At 58.6% G+C, this 24,362-nt stretch carries 21 protein-coding genes and 1 pseudogene; 7 read left to right on the top strand and 15 right to left on the bottom strand.

What is annotated here, in order from left to right:
- Positions 1-113: 113 nt before the first annotated feature.
- From KGB06_RS17655 to KGB06_RS30125, 3 genes and pseudogenes are all read right to left on the bottom strand, one after another.
- Positions 114-1,478 (bottom strand): aspartate aminotransferase family protein, encoded by a 1,365-nt coding sequence (locus KGB06_RS17655; protein ID WP_223517866.1) that lies wholly within the window; start codon positions 1,476-1,478, stop codon positions 114-116.
- A 60-nt stretch (positions 1,479-1,538) separates the two neighbouring features.
- Positions 1,539-2,897: a glutamine synthetase family protein gene (locus KGB06_RS17650; RefSeq protein ID WP_223517865.1), complete on the bottom strand. Its 1,359-nt coding sequence runs from the start codon at positions 2,895-2,897 to the stop codon at positions 1,539-1,541.
- 290 nt (positions 2,898-3,187) lie between these two features.
- A pseudogene (locus KGB06_RS30125) lies at positions 3,188-3,287 on the bottom strand (gamma-glutamyl-gamma-aminobutyrate hydrolase family protein); the annotation flags it as partial.
- Positions 3,288-3,565: 278 nt separating this feature from the next.
- Here KGB06_RS30125 and KGB06_RS17640 point away from each other — a divergent pair.
- The 3 genes from KGB06_RS17640 to KGB06_RS17630 all read left to right on the top strand — a co-directional run bounded on the left by KGB06_RS17640 (position 3,566) and on the right by KGB06_RS17630 (position 6,588).
- Positions 3,566-4,942 carry a glutamine synthetase family protein gene (locus KGB06_RS17640; RefSeq protein ID WP_007897683.1) on the top strand — a complete coding sequence of 459 codons (1,377 nt, stop codon included), beginning with the start codon at positions 3,566-3,568 and terminating at the stop codon, positions 4,940-4,942.
- Positions 4,943-5,170: 228 nt separating this feature from the next.
- Entirely contained in the window at positions 5,171-5,803 is a 633-nt protein-coding gene (locus tag KGB06_RS17635; protein WP_223517864.1) for a TetR/AcrR family transcriptional regulator, read from the top strand.
- Between the two features lie 20 nt (positions 5,804-5,823).
- Positions 5,824-6,588: a hypothetical protein gene (locus KGB06_RS17630; RefSeq protein WP_223517863.1), complete on the top strand. Its 765-nt coding sequence runs from the start codon at positions 5,824-5,826 to the stop codon at positions 6,586-6,588.
- A gap of 54 nt (positions 6,589-6,642) precedes the next feature.
- Here the strand turns inward: KGB06_RS17630 and KGB06_RS17625 are convergent, their stop codons facing one another.
- From KGB06_RS17625 to KGB06_RS17585, 9 genes are all read right to left on the bottom strand, one after another.
- The gene (locus tag KGB06_RS17625; protein WP_003229256.1) at positions 6,643-6,858 is read right to left on the bottom strand and encodes a molybdopterin-binding protein; all 216 of its coding nucleotides are present in this window, start codon (positions 6,856-6,858) and stop codon (positions 6,643-6,645) included.
- Between the two features lie 31 nt (positions 6,859-6,889).
- Entirely contained in the window at positions 6,890-7,696 is an 807-nt protein-coding gene (gene ssuB, locus KGB06_RS17620) for an aliphatic sulfonates ABC transporter ATP-binding protein (protein WP_223517862.1), read from the bottom strand.
- Positions 7,693-8,475, bottom strand: coding sequence for an aliphatic sulfonate ABC transporter permease SsuC (gene ssuC, locus KGB06_RS17615; RefSeq protein WP_223517861.1), 783 nt, complete (start codon positions 8,473-8,475; stop codon positions 7,693-7,695). The genes ssuB and ssuC overlap by 4 nt, the downstream gene beginning before the upstream one ends.
- A gap of 8 nt (positions 8,476-8,483) precedes the next feature.
- A complete protein-coding gene (gene ssuD, locus KGB06_RS17610) occupies positions 8,484-9,632 on the bottom strand; it encodes an FMNH2-dependent alkanesulfonate monooxygenase (protein ID WP_223517860.1) in 1,149 nt (382 codons plus the stop codon).
- 26 nt (positions 9,633-9,658) lie between these two features.
- Positions 9,659-10,639: a sulfonate ABC transporter substrate-binding protein gene (locus tag KGB06_RS17605; RefSeq protein ID WP_223517859.1), complete on the bottom strand. Its 981-nt coding sequence runs from the start codon at positions 10,637-10,639 to the stop codon at positions 9,659-9,661.
- Positions 10,640-10,770: 131 nt separating this feature from the next.
- Positions 10,771-11,364 carry an NADPH-dependent FMN reductase gene (gene ssuE / locus KGB06_RS17600; RefSeq protein ID WP_223517857.1) on the bottom strand — a complete coding sequence of 198 codons (594 nt, stop codon included), beginning with the start codon at positions 11,362-11,364 and terminating at the stop codon, positions 10,771-10,773.
- 316 nt (positions 11,365-11,680) lie between these two features.
- Positions 11,681-12,319 (bottom strand): peroxiredoxin, encoded by a 639-nt coding sequence (locus KGB06_RS17595; protein ID WP_223517855.1) that lies wholly within the window; start codon positions 12,317-12,319, stop codon positions 11,681-11,683.
- A 291-nt stretch (positions 12,320-12,610) separates the two neighbouring features.
- Entirely contained in the window at positions 12,611-13,951 is a 1,341-nt protein-coding gene (locus tag KGB06_RS17590) for an OprD family porin (protein ID WP_223517853.1), read from the bottom strand.
- Positions 13,952-14,358: 407 nt separating this feature from the next.
- Positions 14,359-15,690, bottom strand: coding sequence for an OprD family porin (locus tag KGB06_RS17585; protein ID WP_223517852.1), 1,332 nt, complete (start codon positions 15,688-15,690; stop codon positions 14,359-14,361).
- 362 nt (positions 15,691-16,052) lie between these two features.
- Here KGB06_RS17585 and tauA point away from each other — a divergent pair, with 362 nt between their 5' ends.
- Positions 16,053-17,042, top strand: a complete 990-nt coding sequence (gene tauA, locus KGB06_RS17580) for a taurine ABC transporter substrate-binding protein (protein ID WP_223517849.1) — start codon at positions 16,053-16,055, stop codon at positions 17,040-17,042.
- Between the two features lie 112 nt (positions 17,043-17,154).
- Here the strand turns inward: tauA and argA are convergent, their stop codons facing one another.
- Both argA and argE read right to left on the bottom strand, forming a co-directional pair.
- A complete protein-coding gene (gene argA / locus KGB06_RS17575) occupies positions 17,155-18,453 on the bottom strand; it encodes an amino-acid N-acetyltransferase (RefSeq protein WP_223517847.1) in 1,299 nt (432 codons plus the stop codon).
- Between the two features lie 253 nt (positions 18,454-18,706).
- A complete protein-coding gene (argE, locus tag KGB06_RS17570; RefSeq protein ID WP_223517845.1) occupies positions 18,707-19,870 on the bottom strand; it encodes an acetylornithine deacetylase in 1,164 nt (387 codons plus the stop codon).
- A 156-nt stretch (positions 19,871-20,026) separates the two neighbouring features.
- On the opposite strand from argE, the gene KGB06_RS17565 reads away from it, so the two are divergent.
- Positions 20,027-21,394, top strand: coding sequence for an inorganic triphosphatase (locus tag KGB06_RS17565; RefSeq protein ID WP_223517844.1), 1,368 nt, complete (start codon positions 20,027-20,029; stop codon positions 21,392-21,394).
- Positions 21,395-21,517: 123 nt separating this feature from the next.
- On the opposite strand, the gene KGB06_RS17560 is transcribed toward KGB06_RS17565, so the two are convergent.
- A complete protein-coding gene (locus tag KGB06_RS17560; RefSeq protein WP_223517843.1) occupies positions 21,518-21,982 on the bottom strand; it encodes an Lrp/AsnC family transcriptional regulator in 465 nt (154 codons plus the stop codon).
- 126 nt (positions 21,983-22,108) lie between these two features.
- Between KGB06_RS17560 and KGB06_RS17555 the strand changes: the two genes are divergently transcribed.
- Together KGB06_RS17555 and KGB06_RS17550 are read left to right on the top strand one after the other, a co-directional pair.
- The gene (locus tag KGB06_RS17555; protein WP_223517841.1) at positions 22,109-22,447 is read left to right on the top strand and encodes a hypothetical protein; all 339 of its coding nucleotides are present in this window, start codon (positions 22,109-22,111) and stop codon (positions 22,445-22,447) included.
- A gap of 89 nt (positions 22,448-22,536) precedes the next feature.
- The gene (locus KGB06_RS17550; protein WP_223517840.1) at positions 22,537-24,321 is read left to right on the top strand and encodes a GspE/PulE family protein; all 1,785 of its coding nucleotides are present in this window, start codon (positions 22,537-22,539) and stop codon (positions 24,319-24,321) included.
- The last annotated feature ends 41 nt before the right edge of the window (positions 24,322-24,362 follow it).

Genomic DNA, 24,362 nt, shown 5'->3' with positions numbered 1-24,362 from the left:
GCATCTGAAACAACCGGTAGTCTGGCAAGATCCAAGGCAGGCTTTCAAGGAAAGACCCCTCCTTTGTTTGCTCTGAGCGAAATGTAACGTCACACCCGCTCAGAGCCTAGCACTTAGCCCTGCAACGCACTCAGGGTCAGGTCCAGACACTTGCGTGCCTTGGCCACCAACTCATCGATTTCAGCCGGTGTAATCACCAGTGGCGGAGCAATGATCATGGTGTCGCCCACGGCGCGCATGATCAGGCCGTTGTCGAAGCAGAACTGGCGGCAAATCATGCCGACGCCCTTGCCTTCGTAACGTTTGCGAGTGGCTTTGTCCTGAACCAGTTCGATGGCCCCCAACAGACCGACCCCGCGCACTTCACCCACCAGGGGATGATCGTTCAGTTCTCGTAGGCGACTCTGCAAATAGGGTGCCGTTTCTGTGCGTACGCGTTCGACAATTTTTTCTTCGCGCAGGATGCGGATGTTCTCCAGTGCCACCGCAGCGGCCACCGGGTGCCCGGAATAGGTGAAACCGTGGTTGAAATCGCCACCTTCGTTGAGCACCTCGACCACTTCGTCACGCACGATCAGGCCACCCATAGGGATGTAGCCGGACGTCAGGCCTTTGGCGATGGTCATCATGTCGGGCTTGAGGTCGTAGTAATCGGTACCGAACCACTCACCGGTGCGGCCAAAACCACAAATCACTTCATCCGCCACGAACAGGATGTCGTACTTGGCGAGGATTTCCTTGATGCGCGGCCAGTAGATGTCTGGCGGAATGATCACGCCGCCGGCACCCTGGATCGGCTCGGCAATAAAGGCACCGACGTTGTCCACGCCGACTTCCAGAATCTTCTCTTCCAGCTGATTGGCCGCCCAGACGCCGAACTCTTCAGGCGTCATGTCACCGCCTTCGGTGAACCAGTACGGCTGCGCGATGTGGACGATGCCCGGAATAGGCAAGTCGCCTTGTTCGTGCATGTACGTCATGCCACCCAGGCTCGCGCCGGCCACGGTGGAACCGTGATAACCGTTCTTGCGACTGATGATGACTTTTTTCTTCGGCTGGCCCTTGATCGCCCAGTAGTGACGAACCATACGCAGCATGGTGTCGTTGCCTTCCGAACCCGAACCGGTGAAGAACACGTGGTTCATGCCCTCAGGTGCGATGTCGGCGATGGCCTTGGCCAGTTCCAGTACCGGCGGGTGAGCGGTCTGGAAGAACAGGTTGTAGTAAGGCAGTTCGCGCATTTGCTTGCTGGCGGCATCGGCCAGTTCATCACGACCGTAACCGATCGCTACACACCACAGACCGGCCATGCCGTCGAGTATCTTGTTGCCTTCGCTGTCCCACAGGTAAACGCCCTTGGCGTTTGTGATGATCCGCGGGCCTTTCTCTTTCAGCTGCTTGAAATCGCTGAACGGGGCCAGGTGGTGATCGTTGCTCAGGGTTTGCCATTCACGGGTTTGCGGATTATTGCTGGTCATACAAATCTCCTAAAAAAAATCAGGTGAAAGCGCCGCCCGACTACGACGGCGCCCGGCGTATCAGACGGCGAAGAGCAGGAACTCGCGCTCCCACGAACTGATCACGCGCTTGAAGTTTTCATGCTCGGCCCGCTTGACCGCGACGTAGCCAGTGATGAATTTTTTGCCCAGGTACTTCTCGATGGTTGCGCTGTTTTCCATGCGTTCCAGCGCGTCCTCGATGGTCAGCGGCAGGCGCAGGTTGCGGCGTTCATAGCCACGGCCCACCACCGGCGCGCTCGGGTTGAGGCCTTCGACCATGCCGATGTAGCCGCAGAGCAGGCTCGCGGCAATCGCCAGGTACGGGTTGGCGTCGGCGCCCGGCAGGCGGTTTTCCACCCGACGGTTTTGCGGGCCGGCATCCGGAACCCGCAGGCCCACGGTGCGGTTCTCTTCGCCCCACTCCACGTTCACCGGTGCCGAAGTATCTGGCAGGAAGCGGCGGAACGAGTTCACGTTCGGGGCGAACAGCGGCAACAGCTCGGGGATCAGTTTCTGCAAGCCACCGATGTGGTGCAGGAACAGTTGGCTCATGGTCCCGTCTTCATTGGAGAAGACGTTCTTGCCGGTTTCGATGTCGATAATGCTCTGGTGCAAGTGCATCGCACTGCCTGGCTCGCCGGTCATGGGCTTGGCCATGAAAGTCGCCGCCACGTCATGCTTGAGCGCGGCTTCGCGCATGGTGCGTTTGAACACCAGGATCTGGTCGGCCAGGGACAAGGCGTCGCCGTGACGGAAGTTGATTTCCATCTGCGCCGTGCCGTCCTCGTGGATCAACGTATCGAGGTCCAGCTCCTGCAACTCGCACCAGTCGTAGACGTCTTCGAACAGTGGGTCGAATTCGTTCGCCGCTTCGATCGAGAACGACTGACGACCGATTTCCGGACGCCCGGAGCGGCCAACCGGGGGTTGCAGCGGGTAGTCGGGGTCGTCGCTGCGCTTGGTCAGGTAGAACTCCATTTCCGGCGCCACGATGGGTTGCCAGCCGCGGTCGGAATAGAGTTTGAGGACCTTCTTGAGCACGTTGCGCGGCGACAGCTCGATCGGGTTGCCTTGCTTGTCGTAGGTGTCGTGGATCACCTGGGCGGTCGGTTCGATGGCCCACGGCACGAGGAATACGGCGTTCTGGTCGGGGCGGCAGATCATGTCGATGTCGGCCGGGTCGAGCAGTTCGTAATAGATGTCGTCTTCGACATAGTCGCCGGTCACTGTCTGCAACAGAACGCTTTCGGGCAGGCGCATGCCTTTTTCAGCGATGAACTTGTTGGTCGGCGAGATCTTGCCACGGGTAATCCCGGTCAAGTCGGCGATCATGCATTCGACTTCTGTGATCTTGTGGTCTTTCAACCAATCGGTGAGCTGGTCGAGGTTGTTACTCATAAATGCCTCTAGGCTTTGAGTTTCCTGCCGCTTGCTTGCGTCAGGCAATGGTTGACGCATCGGCGTCGCGTTAAAACGGGTGTCTTCGACAGGCTATCGTGATTTTTCGCACGGTGCGGCAAACGCCAGGCGTGCGGCATCACAAGCGATAGTCGGGCCGCTATTGTGAATCGGTTCTATATTGAATGAAGTAACCGTAATGGGGGTGCTATCAAGGCCGTCCAGAATATCGGACGGAGACAGTCGATCCGTCATGGATGACAGGATTACCGCCCGGTCCGCAGGCGCTGAGGCCACTGCGCGGACGTAGGTGTCGCCACTGATGTGATAAGCATGCAGACCGATGAGCTTAGAGCAGTCGGTGACGCCGATTAACGGCAGGCGAGACATGAAGCACCCCGGTATTATTGGTGTTATGGGTTTGAATCGAGCTTAGCCTTGTTCATTTTTTTACACAACACCCCCGTAAAAAATACAACACGCCCCGCTCAAGCCCGCGGCAGCTAAAGCGTTCAAAGGCATAAAAACGCCCCAAACTGCCTCAAAAAAGCCTTACGAGCGCTTTTTTAGGGCAAAAAAGGCCTCGCTTGACTTCGGCATGCCGTTCGGGTTGACTGGAATCCGAAGTGTTCAATGATTGATATTTTTAACAACAAAGGTGTTGCATCATGTCGGTACCCCCGCGTGCCGTTCAGCTTAACGAAGCGAACGCGTTCCTTAAGGAACATCCTGAGGTTCTGTACGTTGACCTTCTGATTGCGGATATGAATGGTGTGGTGCGCGGCAAGCGCATTGAACGCACCAGCCTCCACAAGGTTTACGAGAAAGGCATCAACCTGCCGGCCTCTCTATTTGCTCTGGATATCAATGGCTCGACGGTGGAAAGCACCGGCCTGGGCCTGGACATCGGTGATGCTGACCGAATCTGCTATCCAATCCCTGACACCCTGTGCAACGAGCCTTGGCAGAAGCGCCCTACCGCGCAACTGTTGATGACCATGCACGAACTCGAAGGTGACCCTTTCTTCGCGGATCCCCGTGAAGTCCTGCGTCAAGTGGTCGCCAAGTTTGACGAGATGGGTCTGACCATCTGCGCGGCCTTCGAGTTGGAGTTCTACCTGATCGATCAGGAGAACGTGAACGGCCGCCCACAACCGCCGCGCTCGCCAATCTCCGGCAAACGCCCGCATTCGACTCAGGTCTACCTGATCGACGACCTCGACGAATACGTCGACTGCCTCCAGGACATTCTGGAAGGTGCGAAAGAGCAAGGCATCCCTGCCGACGCGATCGTCAAGGAAAGCGCCCCGGCGCAATTCGAAGTCAACCTGCACCACGTGGCCGACCCGATCAAGGCCTGCGACTACGCGGTCCTGCTCAAGCGTCTGATCAAAAACATCGCCTACGACCATGAAATGGACACCACCTTCATGGCCAAGCCTTACCCGGGCCAGGCGGGCAACGGTCTGCATGTCCATATCTCGATTCTTGATAAAGATGGCAAGAATATTTTTGCCAGCGAGGATCCCGAGCAGAACGCCGCACTGCGTCACGCGATCGGCGGTGTGCTCGAGACCCTGCCCGCGCAGATGGCTTTCCTCTGCCCGAACGTTAACTCCTACCGTCGTTTCGGCGCACAGTTCTACGTGCCGAACTCGCCATGCTGGGGCCTGGACAACCGCACCGTGGCGATCCGCGTTCCAACCGGTTCCTCCGATGCCGTGCGCATCGAACACCGTGTTGCCGGCGCCGATGCCAACCCGTACCTGCTGATGGCTTCGGTCCTGGCAGGCGTACATCACGGCCTGACCAACAAGATCGAGCCGGGCGCTCCGGTCGAAGGCAACAGCTACGAGCAAAACGAGCAGAGCCTGCCGAACAACCTGCGCGATGCACTGCGCGAGCTGGACGACAGCGAAGTCATGGCCAAGTACATCGATCCGAAATACATCGATATCTTCGTGGCCTGTAAGGAAAGCGAGCTGGAGGAGTTCGAACACTCCATCTCCGACCTTGAGTACAACTGGTACCTGCATACCGTGTAAGTGGTTGCAGTAAAAAACAACGCCGCCGGCTTTACAGCTTGCGGCGTTTTTTTATGGCCGCCTTCGGCGGATCGCGAGCAGGCTCACTCCTACAGGGGATTTACTGTGAACACAGAATTTATATTCACCGGAGATCAACTGTGGGAGTGAGCCTGCTCGCGATGGCGTCCTGGCAGACAACATCAAACCCTGCTCGTACAATGCCCGCTGCCCCCGCAGGAGACTTCAATGACCCGACTCGCCACCCCACGCAAACCCCGCGCCCGCAGCCAGGCCCGGATCGATTCGATACTCGATGCCGCCCGTACGCTGCTGGCCGCCGAGGGCGTGGGAAGTCTGTCGATCTACAGCGTCGCCGAGCGCGCGGAGATCCCGCCCTCCTCCGTCTATCACTTCTTCGCCAGTGTCCCGGCACTGCTTGAAGCCTTGACGGCCGACGTCCACGCCGCGTTCCGCGCCTGCCTGCAAGCGCCCATCGATCACGACGCCCTCAGCGGCTGGCGTGACCTGTCACGACTGGTGGAGCAACGCATGCTCGCGATCTACAGTGAAGACGCCGCCGCCCGCCAATTGATCCTCGCCCAGCATGGCTTGACCGAAGTCACCCAGGCCGACCGCCAGCACGACATCGAACTGGGCGACCTGATGCACAAGCTCTTCGATCACCACTTCGAATTGCCCAAGCTGCCCACGGACGTCGACGTGTTTGCCCTGGCCATGGAGCTCGGCGATCGCGTCTACGCACGCTCGGTGCAACAACACGGCCAGATCACGCCACGCATGGCCGAAGAAGGCATGCGTGTATTTGATGCTTATCTGGGCCTGTACCTGCCGCCGTACTTGGCCAGGCGCGACATATAACGCAACGAGGTGTTCTGTTCATGGCGCACGTACCCGACAACTACCTTGGCGTGTGGAAACGACGCCTGATCGCCTTCCAGTCCGGGCGCACCGACAGTGAAACAGCGGTGTACTGGCTGCAAACCCCACGCCTGTTTGCCGACCTGCGCATCCCGCCCGCCGCGCTCCCGGCGCTGCCCCTGGAACAGCTCAATCACACGGACCTGTTGACCTTAAGCGAACAAAAGGGCTTCGCCGGTGTGACCGAGGTCGAGGGTGACATTTGCCAGTGGCATCGCAAACTGGACTATCAACCTGACAGCGCCGGGCAAGACATCGGGCGCATGCACTTTGAAACCAGTGAGCGCCTGATCGAAACCGCCCTGGACGATGACTACTACGAAGTCTGGGAGCGACTGCCCGACTCTCGCGGCATCTGTCGCGGTCAATGGTTGCAGGCCGCCGATGATCCAACGCGGGTTGCCTGCCTGGTGCTGGCCGGCGATTACTTTCTATTCGCCGCCAGCCGGGTTGTCACGTTGGCCCTCGGCGGTCATCTGCGTGATCACATGAACGCTGCGGCTGCACACCAATTGCTCACGACGGAGTTATCCTTTGGCCGTCACCATGGCGGGCAAACCCCGTGGCAGATCGACTACTCCACACTGCCCCGGCAAACCGGCCTGCCCTTGTTGCCGGCAGACATTGACCCAACTGCCGGCGACCTGTTCAGCGACCCGCGCGTGCTGTCATCACTCGGCACCTACGCGCCTGAAACGGGTTGGCGCTGCGCCCCCGAGCCCTGACATAAAAAACCCCGAAGGGCTCACACCCTCCGGGGTTGTTGTTTGCCCACAGGCTTACAACTTGGCGATCGACACTTCGGTGGATTTCACAAACGCGATCACTTCACTGCCAACCACCAGTTCCAGCTCTTTCACCGAGCGCGTGGTGATCACCGAAGTGACGATGCCGGACGCGGTTTGCACGTCGATTTCCGACAGCACGTCACCCAGTACGATTTCCTTGATGGAGCCTTTGAATTGGTTGCGAACGTTGATGGCCTTGATAGTCATGAGCTTGATTCCTGTCGTTGAATAAGTTCGGTTAATGAGCCCAACGCAATTGCGTGGGCAAGGGTGAAACGGGTTCCGGTTCCGGCGGTTCGCCGGGCAGTTCGAGCACACGATTGAGCACTTGGGTTTCCAGCGCCGCCAGCCGATGCGAGCCGCGAACCCGAAGGCGCGGTAGTTCCACTAGCAGGTCGAGGCCGACTTCACCCTCTTCGATCAGGATCACCCGATCGGCAATCGCCACTGCTTCACTGACGTCGTGGGTCACCAGCAACACGGTGAAGCCGTGCTTGCGCCAGAGCCGCTCGATCAGTTGCTGCATTTCAATTCGGGTCAGGGCGTCCAGTGCACCCAGCGGTTCGTCGAGCAACAGCAAACGCGGTTGATGGATCAGCGCCCGAGCCAGGGCCACACGCTGTTTCTGTCCACCGGACAAGGCGGCAGGCCATTCAGTGGCGCGATCGGCCAGACCGACTGACGCCAGCGCTTCCAGTGCTTGTGGCCGCCAGTTGCCCTTGAGCCCGAGGCCGACGTTGTCGATGACCTTTTTCCAGGGCAACAAACGCGCTTCTTGAAACATCAAACGCGTGTCTTCCCGCGCGTCACTCAGCGGCGCGGCACCGGCGAGCAATAAACCGCCCGTGGGTTGGTCGAGACCGGCCAGCAGGCGCAACAAGGTACTTTTGCCACAGCCACTACGACCGACGACCGCAACGAATTGGCCCGCCGGTATGTGCAAGTCGATCTCGCGCAACACCTGCCGCGAGCCAAAGGTTTTTTGCAGTTTGCGCACCACCAGCGGAATCCCGCGCAGCAGGCGTGGAGGTTGTTGAGCCGTCATGCCGCACCTCCTTTGGCAACCTGATAAGCCGGGTGCCAGCGCAGCCATACACGCTCAAGCCCACGGGCCGCGAGGTCGGCCAGTTTGCCGAGTACCGCGTACAGAAGAATCGCCAGCACCACCACGTCGGTCTGCAAAAACTCCCGGGCGTTCATCGCCAGATAACCGATGCCGGAACTGGCGGAGATGGTTTCCGCAACGATCAGCGTCAGCCACATGAAGCCCAGAGCGAAGCGCACGCCGACCAGAATCGAAGGCAACGCGCCCGGCAGGATCACCTGGCAAAACAGGCTGAAACCGGACAAGCCATAACTGCGTGCCATCTCCACCAGTGCTGGATCGACGTTGCGGATACCGTGATACGTGTTGAGGTAGATCGGGAACAATGTGCCCAACGCCACCAGAAAAATCTTCGCCGACTCGTCGATGCCAAACCATAAAATCACCAGAGGAATCAGCGCCAGATGCGGCACGTTGCGGATCATCTGCACCGAACTGTCGAGCAGGCGTTCGCCCCATTTCGACAGGCCCGTGATGAAGCCCAGCGCCAGACCGATACTGCCGCCGATGGTGAAGCCCAGCGCAGCGCGCCAGCCACTGATTGCCAGGTGCGTCCAGATTTCGCCGCTGCGCACCAGACTGACGCCGGCCTCGATCACCGCGATGGGTGCCGGCAGAATCCGTGTTGACAACCAACCCGCCGACACCGACAACTGCCACACCGCAAGCAACAACACCGGCAACGCCCAGGGCGCAAGACTGTGGATAATTTTCTTCATGGCACGCCTCAGCTCTGGGACGCAGCTTTGGGAAGAATGTCGTTGGCGACCATCTCACCAAACGGGCTGACGTAACCCGCGCTTTTCGGCAACTCGGGACGCTCAATGTCGAGGTGCGGGAACAGCAATTCGGCCACGCGGTACGACTCTTCAAGGTGTGGATAACCGGAGAAGATGAACGTGTCGATGCCCAAATCCGCGTATTCCTTCACACGAGCCGCCACGGTCAGACCGTCGCCAACCAATGCAGTACCAGCACCGCCACGCACCAGACCGACACCGGCCCACAGGTTGGGGCTGACTTCGAGGTTGTCGCGGCTGCCGCCATGCAGTGCGGCCATGCGCTGCTGGCCGACGGAATCGAAGCGCGCCAGAGAGGCCTGAGCGCGGGCGATGGTGTCGTCGTCCAGATGCGAGATCAGTTTGTCAGCCGCTTGCCACGCCTCGGCATTGGTCTCACGAACGATCACATGCAGACGAATACCGAAGCGCACAGTACGACCCAGCTTCGCGGCTTTGGCGCGCACTTGTTCAATCTTCTCGGCAACGGCGGCCGGTGGTTCGCCCCAGGTCAGGACCATTTCCACTTGCTCTGCCGCGAGGTCTTGTGCCGCTTCCGACGAGCCGCCGAAGTACAGCGGTGGACGCGGTTGCTGGATCGGCGGATAGAGCAACTTCGCCCCTTTCACGCTGATGTGCTGACCGTCGTAATCAACGGTTTCGCCTTCCAGCACCCGACGCCAGATGCGGGTGAATTCCACCGAGGCCTGATAGCGCTCTTCGTGGCTGAGGAACAAACCGTCGCCGGCCAATTCTTCCGGATCACCGCCGGTGACCAGATTGAACAACGCACGACCGCCAGACAGACGATCCAGCGTTGCTGCCTGACGCGCCGCCACCGTCGGGGAAATGATCCCGGGGCGTAGCGCAACAAGAAACTTCAACCGCTGGGTCACCGGGATCAGTGACGCGGCCACCAGCCACGAGTCTTCGCAGGAGCGACCGGTAGGAATCAGCACCCCGCCGAAACCCAGACGATCCGCCGCTTGCGCGACTTGTTGCAAGTAACCGTGGTCAACGGCGCGAGCGCCTTCGGCGGTGCCAAGGTAATGGCCGTCGCCGTGGGTAGGCAGGAACCAGAAGATATTGAGGCTCATGGAGTGGTCTCCTTCAGGGAATCGAATTACTGCGCTTTGGTTACTGAGCTTTGGGCAACGGCTGCCGGTGGCGTCCAGATCACGTCTTTGATGCTCAGCTGCTTCGGAATCAGCTTGAGCTCGTAGAAGCTGTCGGCGATTTTCTGTTGCGCGGCGACCACTTCAGGGGTGAGGAACAACGCACCGAAGCCCTGGCGTTTCATCGAGGTCAGGGTGATGTCCGCCGGCAAGCCGAGCAGTGGCGAAACCTGTTGGGTGACGTCTTCGGGATTGGCCTTGGACCATTCACCGACTGCGCGCACTTCTTCGACGAGGGTCTTGATCACCTCAGGATTTTTCTGCGCGTAAGGTTTGCTTGCGAGGTAGAACTGATGGTTGTCGACGATGCCCTGGCCGTCGCGCAGGGTGTGCGCTTGCAGTTGTTTTTCAGCGGCGGCCTGGTACGGGTCCCAGATGACCCAGGCGTCGACGCTGCCACGTTCAAAGGCAGCGCGGGCATCGGCCGGCGGCAGGAACACGGTCTGGATATCGGTGTATTTGAGGCCGGCGTCCTCCAGCGCACGTACCAACAGGTAGTGCACGTTGGAGCCTTTGTTGAGCACGACTTTCTTGCCCTTGAGGTCCTTCACCGATTTGATCGGCGAGTCCTTCGGCACCAGGATCGCTTCGCTGTGTGGCGCCGGTGGTTCGTAGGCGACGTAGAGCAGATCAGCACCCGCAGCTTGAGCAAATACCGGCGGGGTTTCGCCGGTCACGCCGAAGTCGATGGAGCCGACGTTCAGGCCTTCGAGCAGTTGCGGGCCACCGGGGAATTCAGTCCATTGCACGTCCACGCCTTGGGCGGCGAGACGTTTTTCCAGCGTGCCTTTGGCTTTGAGCAGCACCAGGGTGCCGTACTTTTGATAACCGATTCGCAAGGTCTCGGCTTGAGCTTGAGTAATGGCGCCGAAGGACACAGCCGCAACAAACAGAGCGACCAGACCACGACGCAAAATGACAGTGCGCATAGCGCTCTCCTTTTTGCAGTGAGGTTTTGGCTGCACCTGCTAAGCCGTTGGCGGCTGAGTAAGGTGATTTTTTGTTCGAAAAGTGCCTGAGCTTCGCTCGGCGACTTTTCAAACTAAAAAATGAAAAAGCTTTAAATGCTCCAGCGAGCACTCAACAAACGTTCATTCAACAGATTCGGGTCGAGCGGCTTTGGCCGCCTCGCCATGGCGCTGAAAAACAGTTCCAGCGACTCGTTCAATCGTTGCTCCAGCTCCGGCGCCAATTGCGCCTGGGCGCGGCCTTCGCCGTAAGCGATCTGGCTGTCTACAGCAAAAATTCCGTGAAGCATTTCCTGAGCTTTGAGCGCCGACAGCACCGGTTTGAGTGCGTAATCCACCGCCAGCATGTGGGCGATGCTGCCGCCGGTGGCCATCGGCAACACGACCTTGTGGCTGAGCGCGCGCTCCGGCAGCAGGTCCAGCACGGTTTTCAGTGCGCCCGAGAACGACGCCTTGTAAACCGGTGTGGCAATCAGCAGGCCGTCGGCGTTTTCAATCTGTTGTAGCAGGTCGATGACCTTGGGGCTGTCAAAGCGTGCATGCATCAAGTCTTCTGCCGGGAAGTCCCGAACCTGGTAACTCACCACCTCCACCCCTTGCTCCTGTAACCAGCGTTGGGAGCGTTCCAGCAACACCCCGGAACGGGAGCGTTGGCTGGGACTGCCACCGAGTGAGACGACCAACATTCAGATGATTCCTTGACCGTTGTTGGCGATTCGCGGTTTGCGATCTCGCTGTGATGGGAGTGACCTTAACAGGTGACTTATATATCTTTAAATCATATTTATTCATTTAGTTATTCTTTTCAGATATATACAAACACTGATTTCGAGGTATAAAAAAAGGCCGTCGAAACGGCCTGAAATCCCCTGCTTTGTGAATCTGAATACTGCGGCGCCTGTCAGGCCGTCTTCGCGAGCAGGCTCGCTCCCACAGGGAAATGCATTCCAAATGTGGGAGTGAGCCTGCTCGCGATGGCGATTCAAGCCACGCTGAAAATGCTTACCTGTTCGGCTGAGGCGTCAGACGCAAATAAGGCTTAACGGCACGATAGCCCTTGGGAAACCGCTGCTTGATTTCATCCTCATCCTTGAGCGACGGCACGATCACCACTTCATCACCGTCCTGCCAGTTGGCCGGGGTGGCCACTTTGTAGTGGTCGGTGAGTTGCAGCGAGTCGATCACCCGCAGAATTTCGTGGAAGTTGCGGCCGGTACTCGCCGGGTACGTGATGGTCAGTCGAATCTTTTTGTTCGGATCGATCACGAACAGCGAACGCACGGTCAGAGTGTCATTGGCGTTGGGATGGATCAGGTCGTAAAGGTCCGACACCTTGCGGTCGGCGTCGGCGAGAATCGGGAAGTTGACGAGGGTGTTCTGGGTTTCGTTGATGTCCTCGATCCACTTGTTGTGTGAGTCCACCGGGTCAACCGACAGGGCAATGGCTTTCACCCCACGGCTGGCAAACTCATCCTTGAGCCTGGCGGTGAAACCCAGTTCGGTGGTGCAGACCGGAGTGAAGTCCGCCGGATGGGAAAACAGCACGCCCCAGCTATCGCCCAACCACTCGTGGAAACGAAGGGTGCCGGCGCTGGAATCCTGTTCAAAGTCGGGGGCGATATCGCCCAGTCTGAGGCTCATGGTGCTGCTCCTGATGAGTGCTTGTTGAGCTCGACTGTGCCTGCATTTGCGAATAAGTAAAAAGAATAAATATCGATTTATTTAGAACATAAATGAATATTAAAGATCTGTTCACTGGACGTGATCGGGCAACGAGACGAACATCGCCCACAAGGTTCGAGAAGGCCTTGAGTGCTGCAAAAGAAGGAAATTTCGAGACGGGTTTACGGGGGTGATCCCGCCTTGAAACGCAAAAGCCCCGCCGGGCGTGATGCCGGGCGGGGCTTTTTTGTCTCTGTTACACGAGCGCTATTACAACAGCGGGATCGAGTAGCTGACGATCAGACGGTTTTCATCCTGGGTGCGAGTGTTCGGCAGGTCTGTACGCCAGGTCGCATTTTTCCAGGTAACGCCGAGGTTCTTCAGCGGGCCTTGCTGAAGGACGTAAGCAACGGTCAGATCGCGTTCCCACTCGGAAGCGCCGTTGGCCGCCTCTCCACCGCTGGCGTTAACGGTATCGATGTCGTCACCGTGCAGGTAAACCATACCTGCCGTCAGGCCAGGTACGCCGACCGTGGCGAAGTCATACAAGTAGCGTGCCTGCCAGGTGTGTTCGCCAGCACGGGCGAACTTCTGGATTTGCGAGTCGGTGATGATGTAAGCCGACGCTCCGTCACCCTGGTTAAGGAAAGGGAAGTCGCTACTACCGTTGCTGACCTGGTAACCGCCACCGAAGGTATGACCGGCAACGGAGTACAGGAACAGGCCGCTGTACAAGTTGTTGTCGACCTTACCTTTACCGCTCGGCGCGTTGTAGTTGCCAGTGCTGAAGTACAGCGGGTCGTGACCGTTGGCACCATCATCAGAGCTGTTGAAATAACGTAAATCCGACTTCAACACGCCCGGGCCGATTGCCCAGTTGTGAACCAGACCCAGGAAGTGTTGCTTGTAGAACTCTTCCAGGTTGCCGTAGTAATACTGGGCCGTCAGGTCCTTGGTGATTTTGTAATCGCCGCCGGCAAAGTTGAACTTGTTGCTGTCGCGGAATTTGGGACCACGAGTGTTCGCACCCGAAATGGACATCTGCTCGTTGTTGCTGGAGTTACGCCCCTTAACGGCTTCGATCTGGCCACCGATCAGCGTCAGGTCCTTGATGTCACCGGAAGAGAGCTGGCCACCCTGCCAGGTCTGCGGCAGCAGTCGACCGTCGTTGGTCACGATGACCGGCAGTTTTGGTTGCAGGGTACCCAGCTTCAGTTCGGTCTGGGAGATCTTGGCTTTGGCAGTCAGGCCCAGGCTGGAGAAGTCATCAACCGCTTCGCCGTTGGATTTGGTTGGGAAAACAGTGCCGCCGTAGGAGGTTGCAGTGGCGCCATTGGTGCCGCCGCCCGAATCCAGCTTCACGCCCAACAGGCCGATTGCATCAATACCGAAGCCGACAGGGCCTTGGGTATAACCAGAGATGAAACGCAGATCGAAGCCTTGGCCCCATTCTTCGTTTTTGTTCGGGCCCGTACCATCACGGTAATCGGTGTTGATGTAGAAGTTACGCAGCCCCAGGGTGGCCTTGCTGTCTTCGATGAAACCGGCGGCGCTTGCTTGCTGCGCCAGAACCCCAACGGCCACAGCCATGGCCAAGGTGGACTTGTTCATTGTTTCGCTCCTCATTTCTAATGCTTGTGGTCCTGGTCCTGGGTCTAGCGCCCTGGATCCTAAGACGCGCAATTTTTGCCGAGCTGTCTAGCCCGGTCGTTTTGGTGGTGCAGGATACAGTTCAATAAAGCCAAAAAGAATTTTGTGTTTCTTTTTAATTCCGTTTGGGAATATGCCTATGCAGCACAGATTCGAGGTATCGGCAAAAACGCCCATTCCTTGACCTGCTCTGCTGTCGGGAATCAATGTGCTAAAGCCGAGCCCCATGATGAGTACCGGACGGGGCTTACTTTAGGTGCTTGCGAAAAAAACCAAAAAGAATAAAAAATACGCACAACAGCAGTTATTGGAATATACGCAAACAAAAAAAAGCCTCGCCAGCAGGCGAGGCTTCTTTGGACGGCTTTTTACAAGAAGCTGTAGGTGTAGTTGAAGATCACACGAGTCTGGTCAACATCGGGGTTGTTGGAGACTTCACTGCCGCGATAGACGCCATTACGCACCGTCACACCGAAACCTTTGAGGGCGCCCTGCTGGATGGTGTAGTCGACCCGCATGTCGCGCTCCCACTCGGACGCATCAGGGCCCGTGCCGTTCGTTGCTTTGATGTCATCGCCGTGCAGGTAGGCGATCGAGGTTTTCAGGCCCGGCACACCCAGCGCCGCGAAATCATAGGAGTACTGGCCAAAGGTGGTGTTTTCACCGGCACGGACAAAACCGTTGATCATGGAATCGGTGAACAGGTAGAAGCTGGCACCGCCCTCACCTTGGTTATTACCGTTGCTATCAACCACGTTGGCCTGGTTCAGGTAGACGAAGCCACCGTCATCGCTCACGCGCTGGTGACCCAGCAGGAATGCGTTGCCACCCAGGGTGTAGGTGAACATACCGCTCCAGGTCTTGTTGTCGACCTCGCCCGGAGTCCTGGCGAAACCGTTGTTGTTGTTGAAGCGGAAACCGGGGTCGCCGTTCTTGCCATTAGAGCTGCTGTCGAAGTAGCGAAAATCCGACTTGAACGACTGCTTGGCATCGATCGTCCAGACGTGAACCATCCCCAGGAAGTCCTGCTTGTAGTAATCCTTCAGTTCCGAGTGGTAGTACTGCAGGGTGAGGTCTTTGGTGGCCTTCCAGTCAACACCGCCGTAACGGAACTGGTTACTGGCCTCAGTACCGCCCGCCACGGCCAGGCCGGAGGAGTTTGAAGAGGCACGACCCGCCGCGTGTTCGAACTGACCTACGTTGAGGGTCAAGTTGTCGATTTCTTTCGAGGAGAGGGTGCCACCGTCAAAGGTCTGTGGCAGCAGGCGGCTATCGTTCGCTACCAGAATCGGCATGTTCGGTTGCATAGCGCCGCCCAGGTGGGCTTCGGTCTTGGAGATGCGCGCCTTGACGTTGGCCGCTGCGCGGCTCCACTCGTTCACAGCCGAACCATCGCTGTCGCTTGGGAAGAAGGTGTTGTTATCCGGGTGATGCCCCTTGCCGCCGTCCAGATGGATGCCGACCAGTGCCTGGGCGTCGATACCGAAGCCGACAGTACCCTGAGTGAAACCAGACAAGTAATCGAACTTGAGGCCTTCAGCGCTCTCTTTCTGATCGGGGCCGGTTTCACGGTTATCGTTGTTGTAATACATGGTGCGGGAACTAACGGAAGCCTTGCTGTCTTCGATGAAACCTGCGGCGCCTGCCTGCTGCGCCAAAACCCCTACGGCCACGGCCAGGGCCAAGGTGGACTTGTTCATTGTCTAACTCCTCTCGTTTCTAATTCTTGTGTTCCTGGCCTCGGTTCGATGGCCGAAGATCCTAAGATGCGCGATTAGCGCCAGAGCGTGACTCACAAGTCAATCGTAACTATGTGTGTCTACGACCATGGTCTAATCCCCCGTTTTTTGGTCCATGTTGGTCATGAGCTCGTTACAAATCTGCAAAGAACGAGCCCATTCGTTCCTCATACCTTTTAGGAATTTAGCGCTGCACCCCACGCGGCCCCGGAATAGAGGCCCCAGCTCATAAGCTAATTACCAAATGGTATTTATTAGACATTTTTTAGATCGTTTAGCGTTTGAAGCAATTCGGAAACAACCCCCCACCGAAAGGCGACGCCATGACGACCAGACGCGAACTATCCAGCCTAATTGTTACAGTTTGTGTGTCCCTGATATTTTCTCATTCCGCTCAAGCGGTCAACCTGACTGTGGGTTATCAAACCGGCATCGACCCCAGCAAAGTCCCTCAGGCGGACGGCCTGTATGAGCAAACCATCGGCCAGAAAATTGACTGGCGCCGCTTCAACAGCGGCCCTGAAGTGGTGACCGCCATCGCTTCCGGTGATGTTCAGATTGGCAACCTCGGCTCCAGTCCTTTGGCCGCGGCCGCCTCGCGCAATCTGCCGATAGTCGCGTTCATCGTGTCAGCCCAGATCAATGCGGCTGAAGCCCTAGTGGTGCGCAACGGGAGCGGTATCGACAATCCGCAAGATCTGATCGGCAAGACCATCGCCACCCCCTTCGTTTCAACCTCTCACTACAGTTTGCTCGGCGCACTGAAGCACTGGGGCCTGAACGCCTCGAAAGTCAAAGTGGTGAATTTGCAGCCGGCGGAGATCGCGGCAGCGTGGAAGCGTGGTGATATTGATGGCGCGTTTGTCTGGTCGCCGGCGCTGGGGGAAATTCGCAAGACAGGCAAGACGTTGACGGATGCCGCGCAGGTCGGTCAGTGGGGGGCGCCGACGTTTGAAGTCTGGGTCGCGCGTAAGGATTACGCCGAAAAACATCCTGAGGTGGTGGCCAAATTTGCCAAGGTCACCCTGGACTCGTTCGCCGACTACGCCGCGCATAAAGACAGCTGGACCGCCGATTCAGTGCCCGTGCAGAAAATCGCCAAACTGACCGGTGCCAACGCGGTCGATGTACCGGAGTTGTTGGCCGGTTCTACGTTCCCGGATGCCAAGACGCAGCAGACCACCGCTCTATTGGATGGCGGCACGGCCAAGGCGATTGGCCAGACGGCGAAGTTCTTGAAGGAGCAGGGGAAGGTTGAAACGGTGCTACCGGATTATTCGGCGTATGTCAGTGCGAAGTTTGTCGCTGAGTGATTGTTGGCGGCTGCTACGCAGCCGATCGCGAGCAGGCTCGCTCCCACACTGGATCTGCATACACTGGAGATCTCCTGTGGGAGCGAGCCCGCTCGCGAAGGGGGCGCCACGGTTATAAGGTTTTTTCGAAGATCTTCGAATTACGCTGATAGTTGTACAGAGAAGCCCGCGCCGACGGCAGGCGTTCGACGCTGCTCGGCACAAACCCGCGTTCGCGGAACCAGTGAGCGGTACGGGTCGTCAGCACGAACAGGGTTTTCAATCCCTGGGCCCGGGCACGGGTTTCGATGCGTTCCAGCAGCTCATCACCGCGCCCGCCATGGCGGTATTCCGGGTTCACCGCCAGACACGCCAGCTCCCCTGCGTCCGAATCGGCAATCTGATACAGCGCCGCACAGGCGATGATCATGCCTTCGCGCTCCACCACGCTGAACTGCTCGATCTCACGTTCCAGCACTTCACGGGAGCGACGTACCAGAATCCCCTGTTCTTCCAGCGGGCTGATCAAATCCAGCAAACCGCCGACATCCTCAATCGCCGCTTCGCGCACAATTTCAAATTGCTCCTGCGCCACCAGCGTACCGCCCCCGTCGCGGGTGAACAGTTCGGTCAGCAGTGCACCGTTTTCGGCATAACTGACGATATGGCTGCGCGCCACGCCGCCCCGGCACGCTTCAGCCGCCGCATCCAACAGCTCAGCCTGATAGTTGTTGCCCAAGCGCTGCAAATGCGCCGGTACTTGTTGCGGACGCAATTCACGCACCAGACGACCGTTTTCGTCGATCAAGCCCAGGTCGGCGCCGAACAGCAGTAACTTGTCCGCGCCCAGGTCGATGGCCGCGCGGGTGGCGACGTCTTCGCAGGCGAGATTGAAGATCTCACCGGTCGGCGAGTAGCCCAACGGCGACAACAACACGATGGAGCGCTCGTCCAACAGGCGATTGATGCCTTTGCGATCGACACGACGTACTTCGCCGGTGTGGTGATAATCCACGCCTTCGAGCACACCAATCGGCCGCGCCGTGACCAGATTGCCGCTGGCCACCCGCAGGCGCGAGCCCTGCATCGGCGACGAGGCCATATCCATGGACAGGCGCGCTTCAATGGCGATACGCAGCTGACCAACCGCATCGATCACACACTCCAGCGTCGCGGCATCGGTGATGCGCATGCCGTGATGGTAATGCGGGGTCAGACCGCGCGCGGCGAGGCGGGTTTCAATTTGCGGACGGGAACCGTGAACCAGCACCAGCCGTACGCCAAGGCTGTGCAACAGCACCAGGTCGTGGACGATATTGCCGAAATTCGGGTGCTCCACTCCATCGCCGGGGAGCATGACGACAAAGGTGCAATCGCGGTGGGCATTGATGTAAGGCGAAGCGTGACGAAGCCAATTAACGTATTCGGGCATGAACCTGGGCCTGTAATAAATAGCAGCCAAAAAATGGGCGACACTGAAAACGCACAGCGGGCTGATGGTTATCGTCGGAACAGGCTTGGCGACACGCGCGTTCTCCTCATGGATACGGGTTTGAACATCGGCAATTTATACGGTTATTCCGCCAAAACACAAAACCCTGTAGGAGCGAGCTTGCTCGCGAAGGCGGTATAACAGTCGACGATGATGTTGAATGTTATGGCCTCATCGCGAGCAAGCTCGGCTCCTACAAGGATTGCGTGACGGCCGGTGTCAGGCAGTAATGTTCGATCAGCTGACGTAATAGATGCACCGTAGGCTGCAAACGTGACATTTCGAGGTATTCCCCCGGCTGGTGGGCGCAGGCGATATCGCCCGGGCCAAGTACCAGCGTCTCGCAGCCAAGTTGCTGAAGATAAGGCGCTTCGGTGCCGAACGCCACTGCTTCGGCGCGATGGCCGGTGAGCTTCTCGGCAACCCGGACCAATTCCGCGTCCTCGGCCTGTTCGAAGGGGGGGACTTCGGGGAACAGCGGCGCGTAATCAATCTTCACCTGATGCCGTTCGGCAACCGGTTTGAGCCGCTGCAGAATCTCCGCGCGCAAGGCTTTGGGGTCCATGCCCGGCAATGGCCGCAGGTCAAACTCCAGTGAGCACTGACCGCAGATACGGTTAGGGTTATCGCCACCATGGATGCAGCCAAAGTTCATGGTCGGCGTCGGCACGCCAAACTGCAGGTTGCGAAATTCGCGCTGCCACAACAGGCGCAGACCGCGTAATTCGCCGATGGCATCGTGCATGGCCTCAAGGGCGCTATGGCCCAAGCTTGGGTCCGAGGAGTGGCCGCTCTGACCGAGAATGTCGATGCGCTCCATCATGATGCCTTTGTGCATGCGGATCGGCTTCAACCCGGTCGGCTCGCCGATGACCGCCGCGCGGCCCAATGGACGCCCGGCTGCGGCCAGGGCCCGAGCACCGGACATGGAGCTTTCTTCATCGCAGGTAGCGAGGATCAACAGCGGTTGCTTGAACGGCTGATCGAGCAGCGGGATCACCGCTTCGATGGCCAGGGCGAAAAAGCCCTTCATGTCGCAACTGCCCAGGCCAATCCAACGGCCATCAACTTCGGTGAGCTTCAGCGGATCGGTCTGCCACAATGCGCCGTCGAATGGCACCGTGTCACTGTGGCCGGCCAGCACCAGGCCACCGGGGCCGGAACCAAAACTGGCCAGCAGGTTGAACTTACCAGGGCTGACTTGCTGGATATCACAGGCAAAACCCAGATCACCCAGCCACGTCGCCAGCAAATCGATCACCGGGCGGTTGGTCTGATCCAGGTTCGGTTGGGTGCAGCTGACCGACGGCGCAGCGATCAGCGCAGCGAACTGATCTTTCATGGATGGCAAAGGCATCGCTGACTCCAACTCCCGAATGGAAGTCCATCATAGAACCATCCGGCGACAGGAATAAACCGTCGCGGCACGGAGGGCCGGCGAGTCCTGTACACTGCACGACCTTGGCAGCCACACATTCCCCCGGCTGCGCTCCCGATCCTGGATTTTCCGGCCATGCAGAAAGAAACCGAAATCAAGCTCCGCGTCAGCCGCGAAACCCTCGCCGCCCTGCGCGAGCACCCGCTCCTGAAAAAACGCAACAAAAGTGGCTGGGAACGCCGTGAGTTGATGAATCAGTACTTCGACACGCCTGAGCGCGACCTGGCCCGTGCCAAGGTTGCCCTGCGCCTGCGCCGCGATGGCGAAGAAGTGATTCAAACGCTCAAGACCCGCGGCCAGAGCGTCGCCGGCCTGTCCGAGCGTAACGAATACGACTGGAACTTGCCCAAAGCCAAGCTCGACGTGAAGAAACTCGACGGCGAATGCTGGCCCGAGGAACTGGCCGAGCTGGACAAAAAAACCCTCAAGCCGATTTTCACCACCGACTTCGTTCGCGAACGCGCTGAAATCGCCTGGGGCCGTGGCAAGACCAAAGTGGTCATCGAAGCCGCACTGGACCTGGGCCACGTGATCGTCGGTAAGCAGAAAGAAGAAATCTGCGAGCTGGAACTGGAATTGCGCGAAGGCGAGCCGGCGGCCCTGCTGGAACTGGCTGCCGAACTGGCCGCGACCCTGGCCCTGATGCCGTGTGACATCAGCAAGGCCGAGCGCGGTTATCGTTTGTACGACGCCAACAGCTATTCGCTGAGCCTGCCAGCGCCGCAAATCACCGCCGAAACCCCGCTGGACGACGCCTTCGCCGCGCTGAGCTGGCATTTGCTGGGCAGCAGCCAGCGTCTGGCCGAGCAATATCGCTTCAACGGCCATTGGCGCCTGTTGCAGGACTGGGTCGAAAACCTCGCTGAATTGCGCGCACTGCTCAGCAGCCTGGGCCAAGCCGCCCCACGCCAGTCGACGCACGATCTGCGCCTTGCGCTGGACGCGTTGCTGGAAGACTGGCGGCCGCTGGTTCAGGCCGGTATCGAGGACGAAGACGTGCGCAAAGCCGCGCCGGAACAATTCCTCGAAGAACTGGAAGACCCGCGCTGGGGCCTGTTCTCGCTGAGCACCTCACGCTGGTTGCTGGCCCGCACCTGGGCGGCTGATCGCAACGTCCGTGGCAATCGCCAGGGCGCGGCGCAACTCGGTAGCTGGCTGCCGCGTTTGCTGGGTGAAGAAGCGACCTCCCTGCAATTGCAGCGTTATCAGCAACAGCCGGAAGACCTGGCCGAGCAACTGCCGCGCATCGAACGCATCCAGGCCTGGCTGCACCATGCCCGTCACGTGCTGGACATCCCGGAAATGGATCGCCTGTACGGTGAGTTGAAGCAGCTTGCCCTGCTAGCTAACGAGCCGATCACTGATGAATCGCTGGATGCGCGTAAGCAGCAGGCGATTGCTGTTTATCAGAATCGCGCCTGGAAAATGCTGCTGCGTATGTAATACCGCCATCGCGGGCAAGCCTTGCTCCTACAGGTTTTGTGTCAAACCCAATTGGGAGACCGACTCGAATCCTGTAGGAGCAAGGCTTGCCCGCGATGAGGCCAGCCCACTCACCGCAAAACCTCAGACCGGCAAACTCGTCGTAGACTTGATTTCCGACAACGCCACAATCGAGTTCACTTCCTGTATCCCCGGCACCATCGACAGTTTCTCGAAGAAAAACCGCTCATACGCCTCAATGTCCGCCGTGACAATGCGCAGTAAAAAATCCACCGACCCCATCAGCACATAACACTCCAGCACTTGCGGAAACCCGCGAATCGCCTCGGTGAACTCTGTGAAGTTCGAACGCCCGTGCGCGTTGAGTTTGATCTCGGCAAAGATCTGCGTGTTCAGCCCGATCTTCTTACGATCAAGCAGCGTCACCTGCGCGCGAATGATCCCCTCTTCCTTCATCCGCTGAATCCGCCGCCAGCACGGCGACTGCGAGAGCCCCACCTGTTCGGCGATCTGCGCGCTGGAGAGCGAAGCGTCCTCTTGCAGCAACGCGAGAATCTTGCGGTCGTAGCCATCCAGCTCGCTTTGCATAGAAAAACCTTAAAACCTTCTCTATTTGAATTAGACAATTCGATAAGTCGCCAATTGACTCAATCATAGATAAGAAATGCCCGACAACGAATGTAAAAATTCCTCCAGTGATTTTGGAGACCGACCATGCCGCATTTAGAAGCTGTCCATACCCCGCCAACCCGTGCCGACGTCTGGAGCGTCAGCAACACCCACTGCCGGGTTCACTATCTATTGCTCGCCGAAGCGGAACCGGACCTGCTGTGCCGGGCGCTCAATCTGTTCGCCTTGCAGTTTCTGACGCCACAACAGGTCAACGTGCAGCGACAGGATGAATTGCTATCGATCGACATTGTCATGGACGGTCTCAGCTGGCACCGCGCCCAGGTGATTGCAGAAAAACTTCGTAACTTGATCAGCGTCTGCTCGGTCGAGCTGCAAGCGGCTGATGCGGCGTGGGATGAGCCGGTCCAGGCCGCGGGTTGAAAAACCTCGACACGGCTTTGTCCAGTAGTGGCCCAGCAGTCGACAGGTCCGCGACTATCCTTTGCGGACTGTGTTCATGAGGAGCCCGCATGTCCGTTCAACTTGCCATTCAGGACCGCTGGCTGGATCTCAATGATTTGCTGCGCGAACTGGTCGCCCAAGGCTTTATCAGCCATGACTCGGCCGAGCACGCGCTCAATGCTCGCCGCCGACACGCCACCAATGGCCAGCTGCATCCGCTCGAATTCATTGCCAGCCAACACCTCGACGATCTTAGCCGTCCCGGTAAACACCTGGACCTGGAAAGCCTGACCCTGTGGCTGTCGCAACAGGCCGGCCAGCCTTATTTGCGCATCGATCCGCTGAAGATCAACGTCGCGGCCATTACGCCGCTGATGTCCTACGCCTTTGCCCAGCGCCACAAGATACTCGCGGTGTCCATCGACCGCGACGCGGTCACCGTGGCCAGCGCCCAGCCCTACGTCAAAGGCTGGGAAGCCGACCTGACCCACGTGTTGAAGCTGCCGATCAAACGGGTGGTGGCCAACCCTGTCGACATCCAGCGCTTTAGCGTCGAGTTTTTCCGCTTGGCCAAATCGGTCAGCGGCGCGACCAGCGCCGATCAGCAGACCAGCACCTTGGGCAACTTCGAGCAGCTGCTCAACCTCGGCGCCAGCGACCAGGAGCCGGACGCCAATGACGCGCACATCGTCAACATCGTTGACTGGCTGTTTCAGTACGCCTTCCAGCAGCGCGCCAGCGATATCCACATCGAACCCCGACGCGAGCAAGGCACGGTGCGCTTTCGCATCGACGGCGTGTTGCATAACGTCTATCAATTCCCGCCACAGGTGACCATGGCCATCGTCAGTCGCCTCAAGAGCCTCGGGCGGATGAACGTCGCGGAAAAGCGCAAACCCCAGGACGGCCGGGTGAAAACCAAGACCCCGGACGGCGGTGAGGTCGAGCTGCGGCTGTCGACGTTACCGACGGCATTCGGTGAAAAAATGGTCATGCGGATCTTCGACCCGGAAGTCCTGCTAAAGGATTTCGACCAGCTAGGCTTTTCCGCCGAAGACTTGCGCCGCTGGCAGGACATGACCCGTCAACCCAACGGCATCATTCTGGTCACCGGGCCGACCGGTTCGGGCAAAACCACCACGCTGTACACCACGCTAAAGAAACTGGCGACGCCGGAGGTCAACCTCTGCACCATCGAAGACCCGATTGAAATGGTCGAGTCCGCGTTTAACCAGATGCAGGTCCAGCACAACATCGACCTGACCTTCGCCGCCGGCGTGCGCGCGCTGATGCGACAAGACCCGGACATCATCATGATCGGCGAGATTCGCGACCTCGAAACCGCCGAAATGGCGATTCAGGCAGCGCTCACTGGCCACTTGGTGCTCTCGACATTGCACACCAACGACGCGCCGAGCGCGATCAGTCGCCTGCTGGAACTCGGTGTGCCGCACTACCTGATCAAAGCCACGGTGCTCGGCGTTATGGCCCAGCGCCTGGTGCGCACCTTATGCCCCCATTGCAAGGCACCGCTGACGTTGGGTGAAGAGGATTGGCAAACCCTGACCAAACCCTGGCAAGCCCCCCTGCCCACTAATGCCCAACGTGCCATCGGCTGCCTGGAATGTCGCGACACCGGCTATCACGGCCGCGCCGGGGTTTACGAAATCATGCAGCTGACTGACGGGGTCAAAGCGTTGATCAATCCGGACACCGACTTGCTGGCGATCCGGCGTCAAGCGTTCAAGGAAGGCATGCGCAGCTTGCGGCTATCCGGAGCCCAGAAAGTCGCTGCGGGTTTGACCACCATTGAAGAGGTGTTGCGAGTGACGCCGCAGAGCGAGCAAAAGTAAACGCGCTCGCCATGGAACTCGATTGGGGGTTGGCTATCCAA

It is taken from the genome of Pseudomonas sp. GL-B-19, from assembly GCF_019956415.1.
Lineage (GTDB): Bacteria > Pseudomonadota > Gammaproteobacteria > Pseudomonadales > Pseudomonadaceae > Aquipseudomonas.
This window is presented reverse-complemented; position numbering and strand designations above follow the sequence as displayed.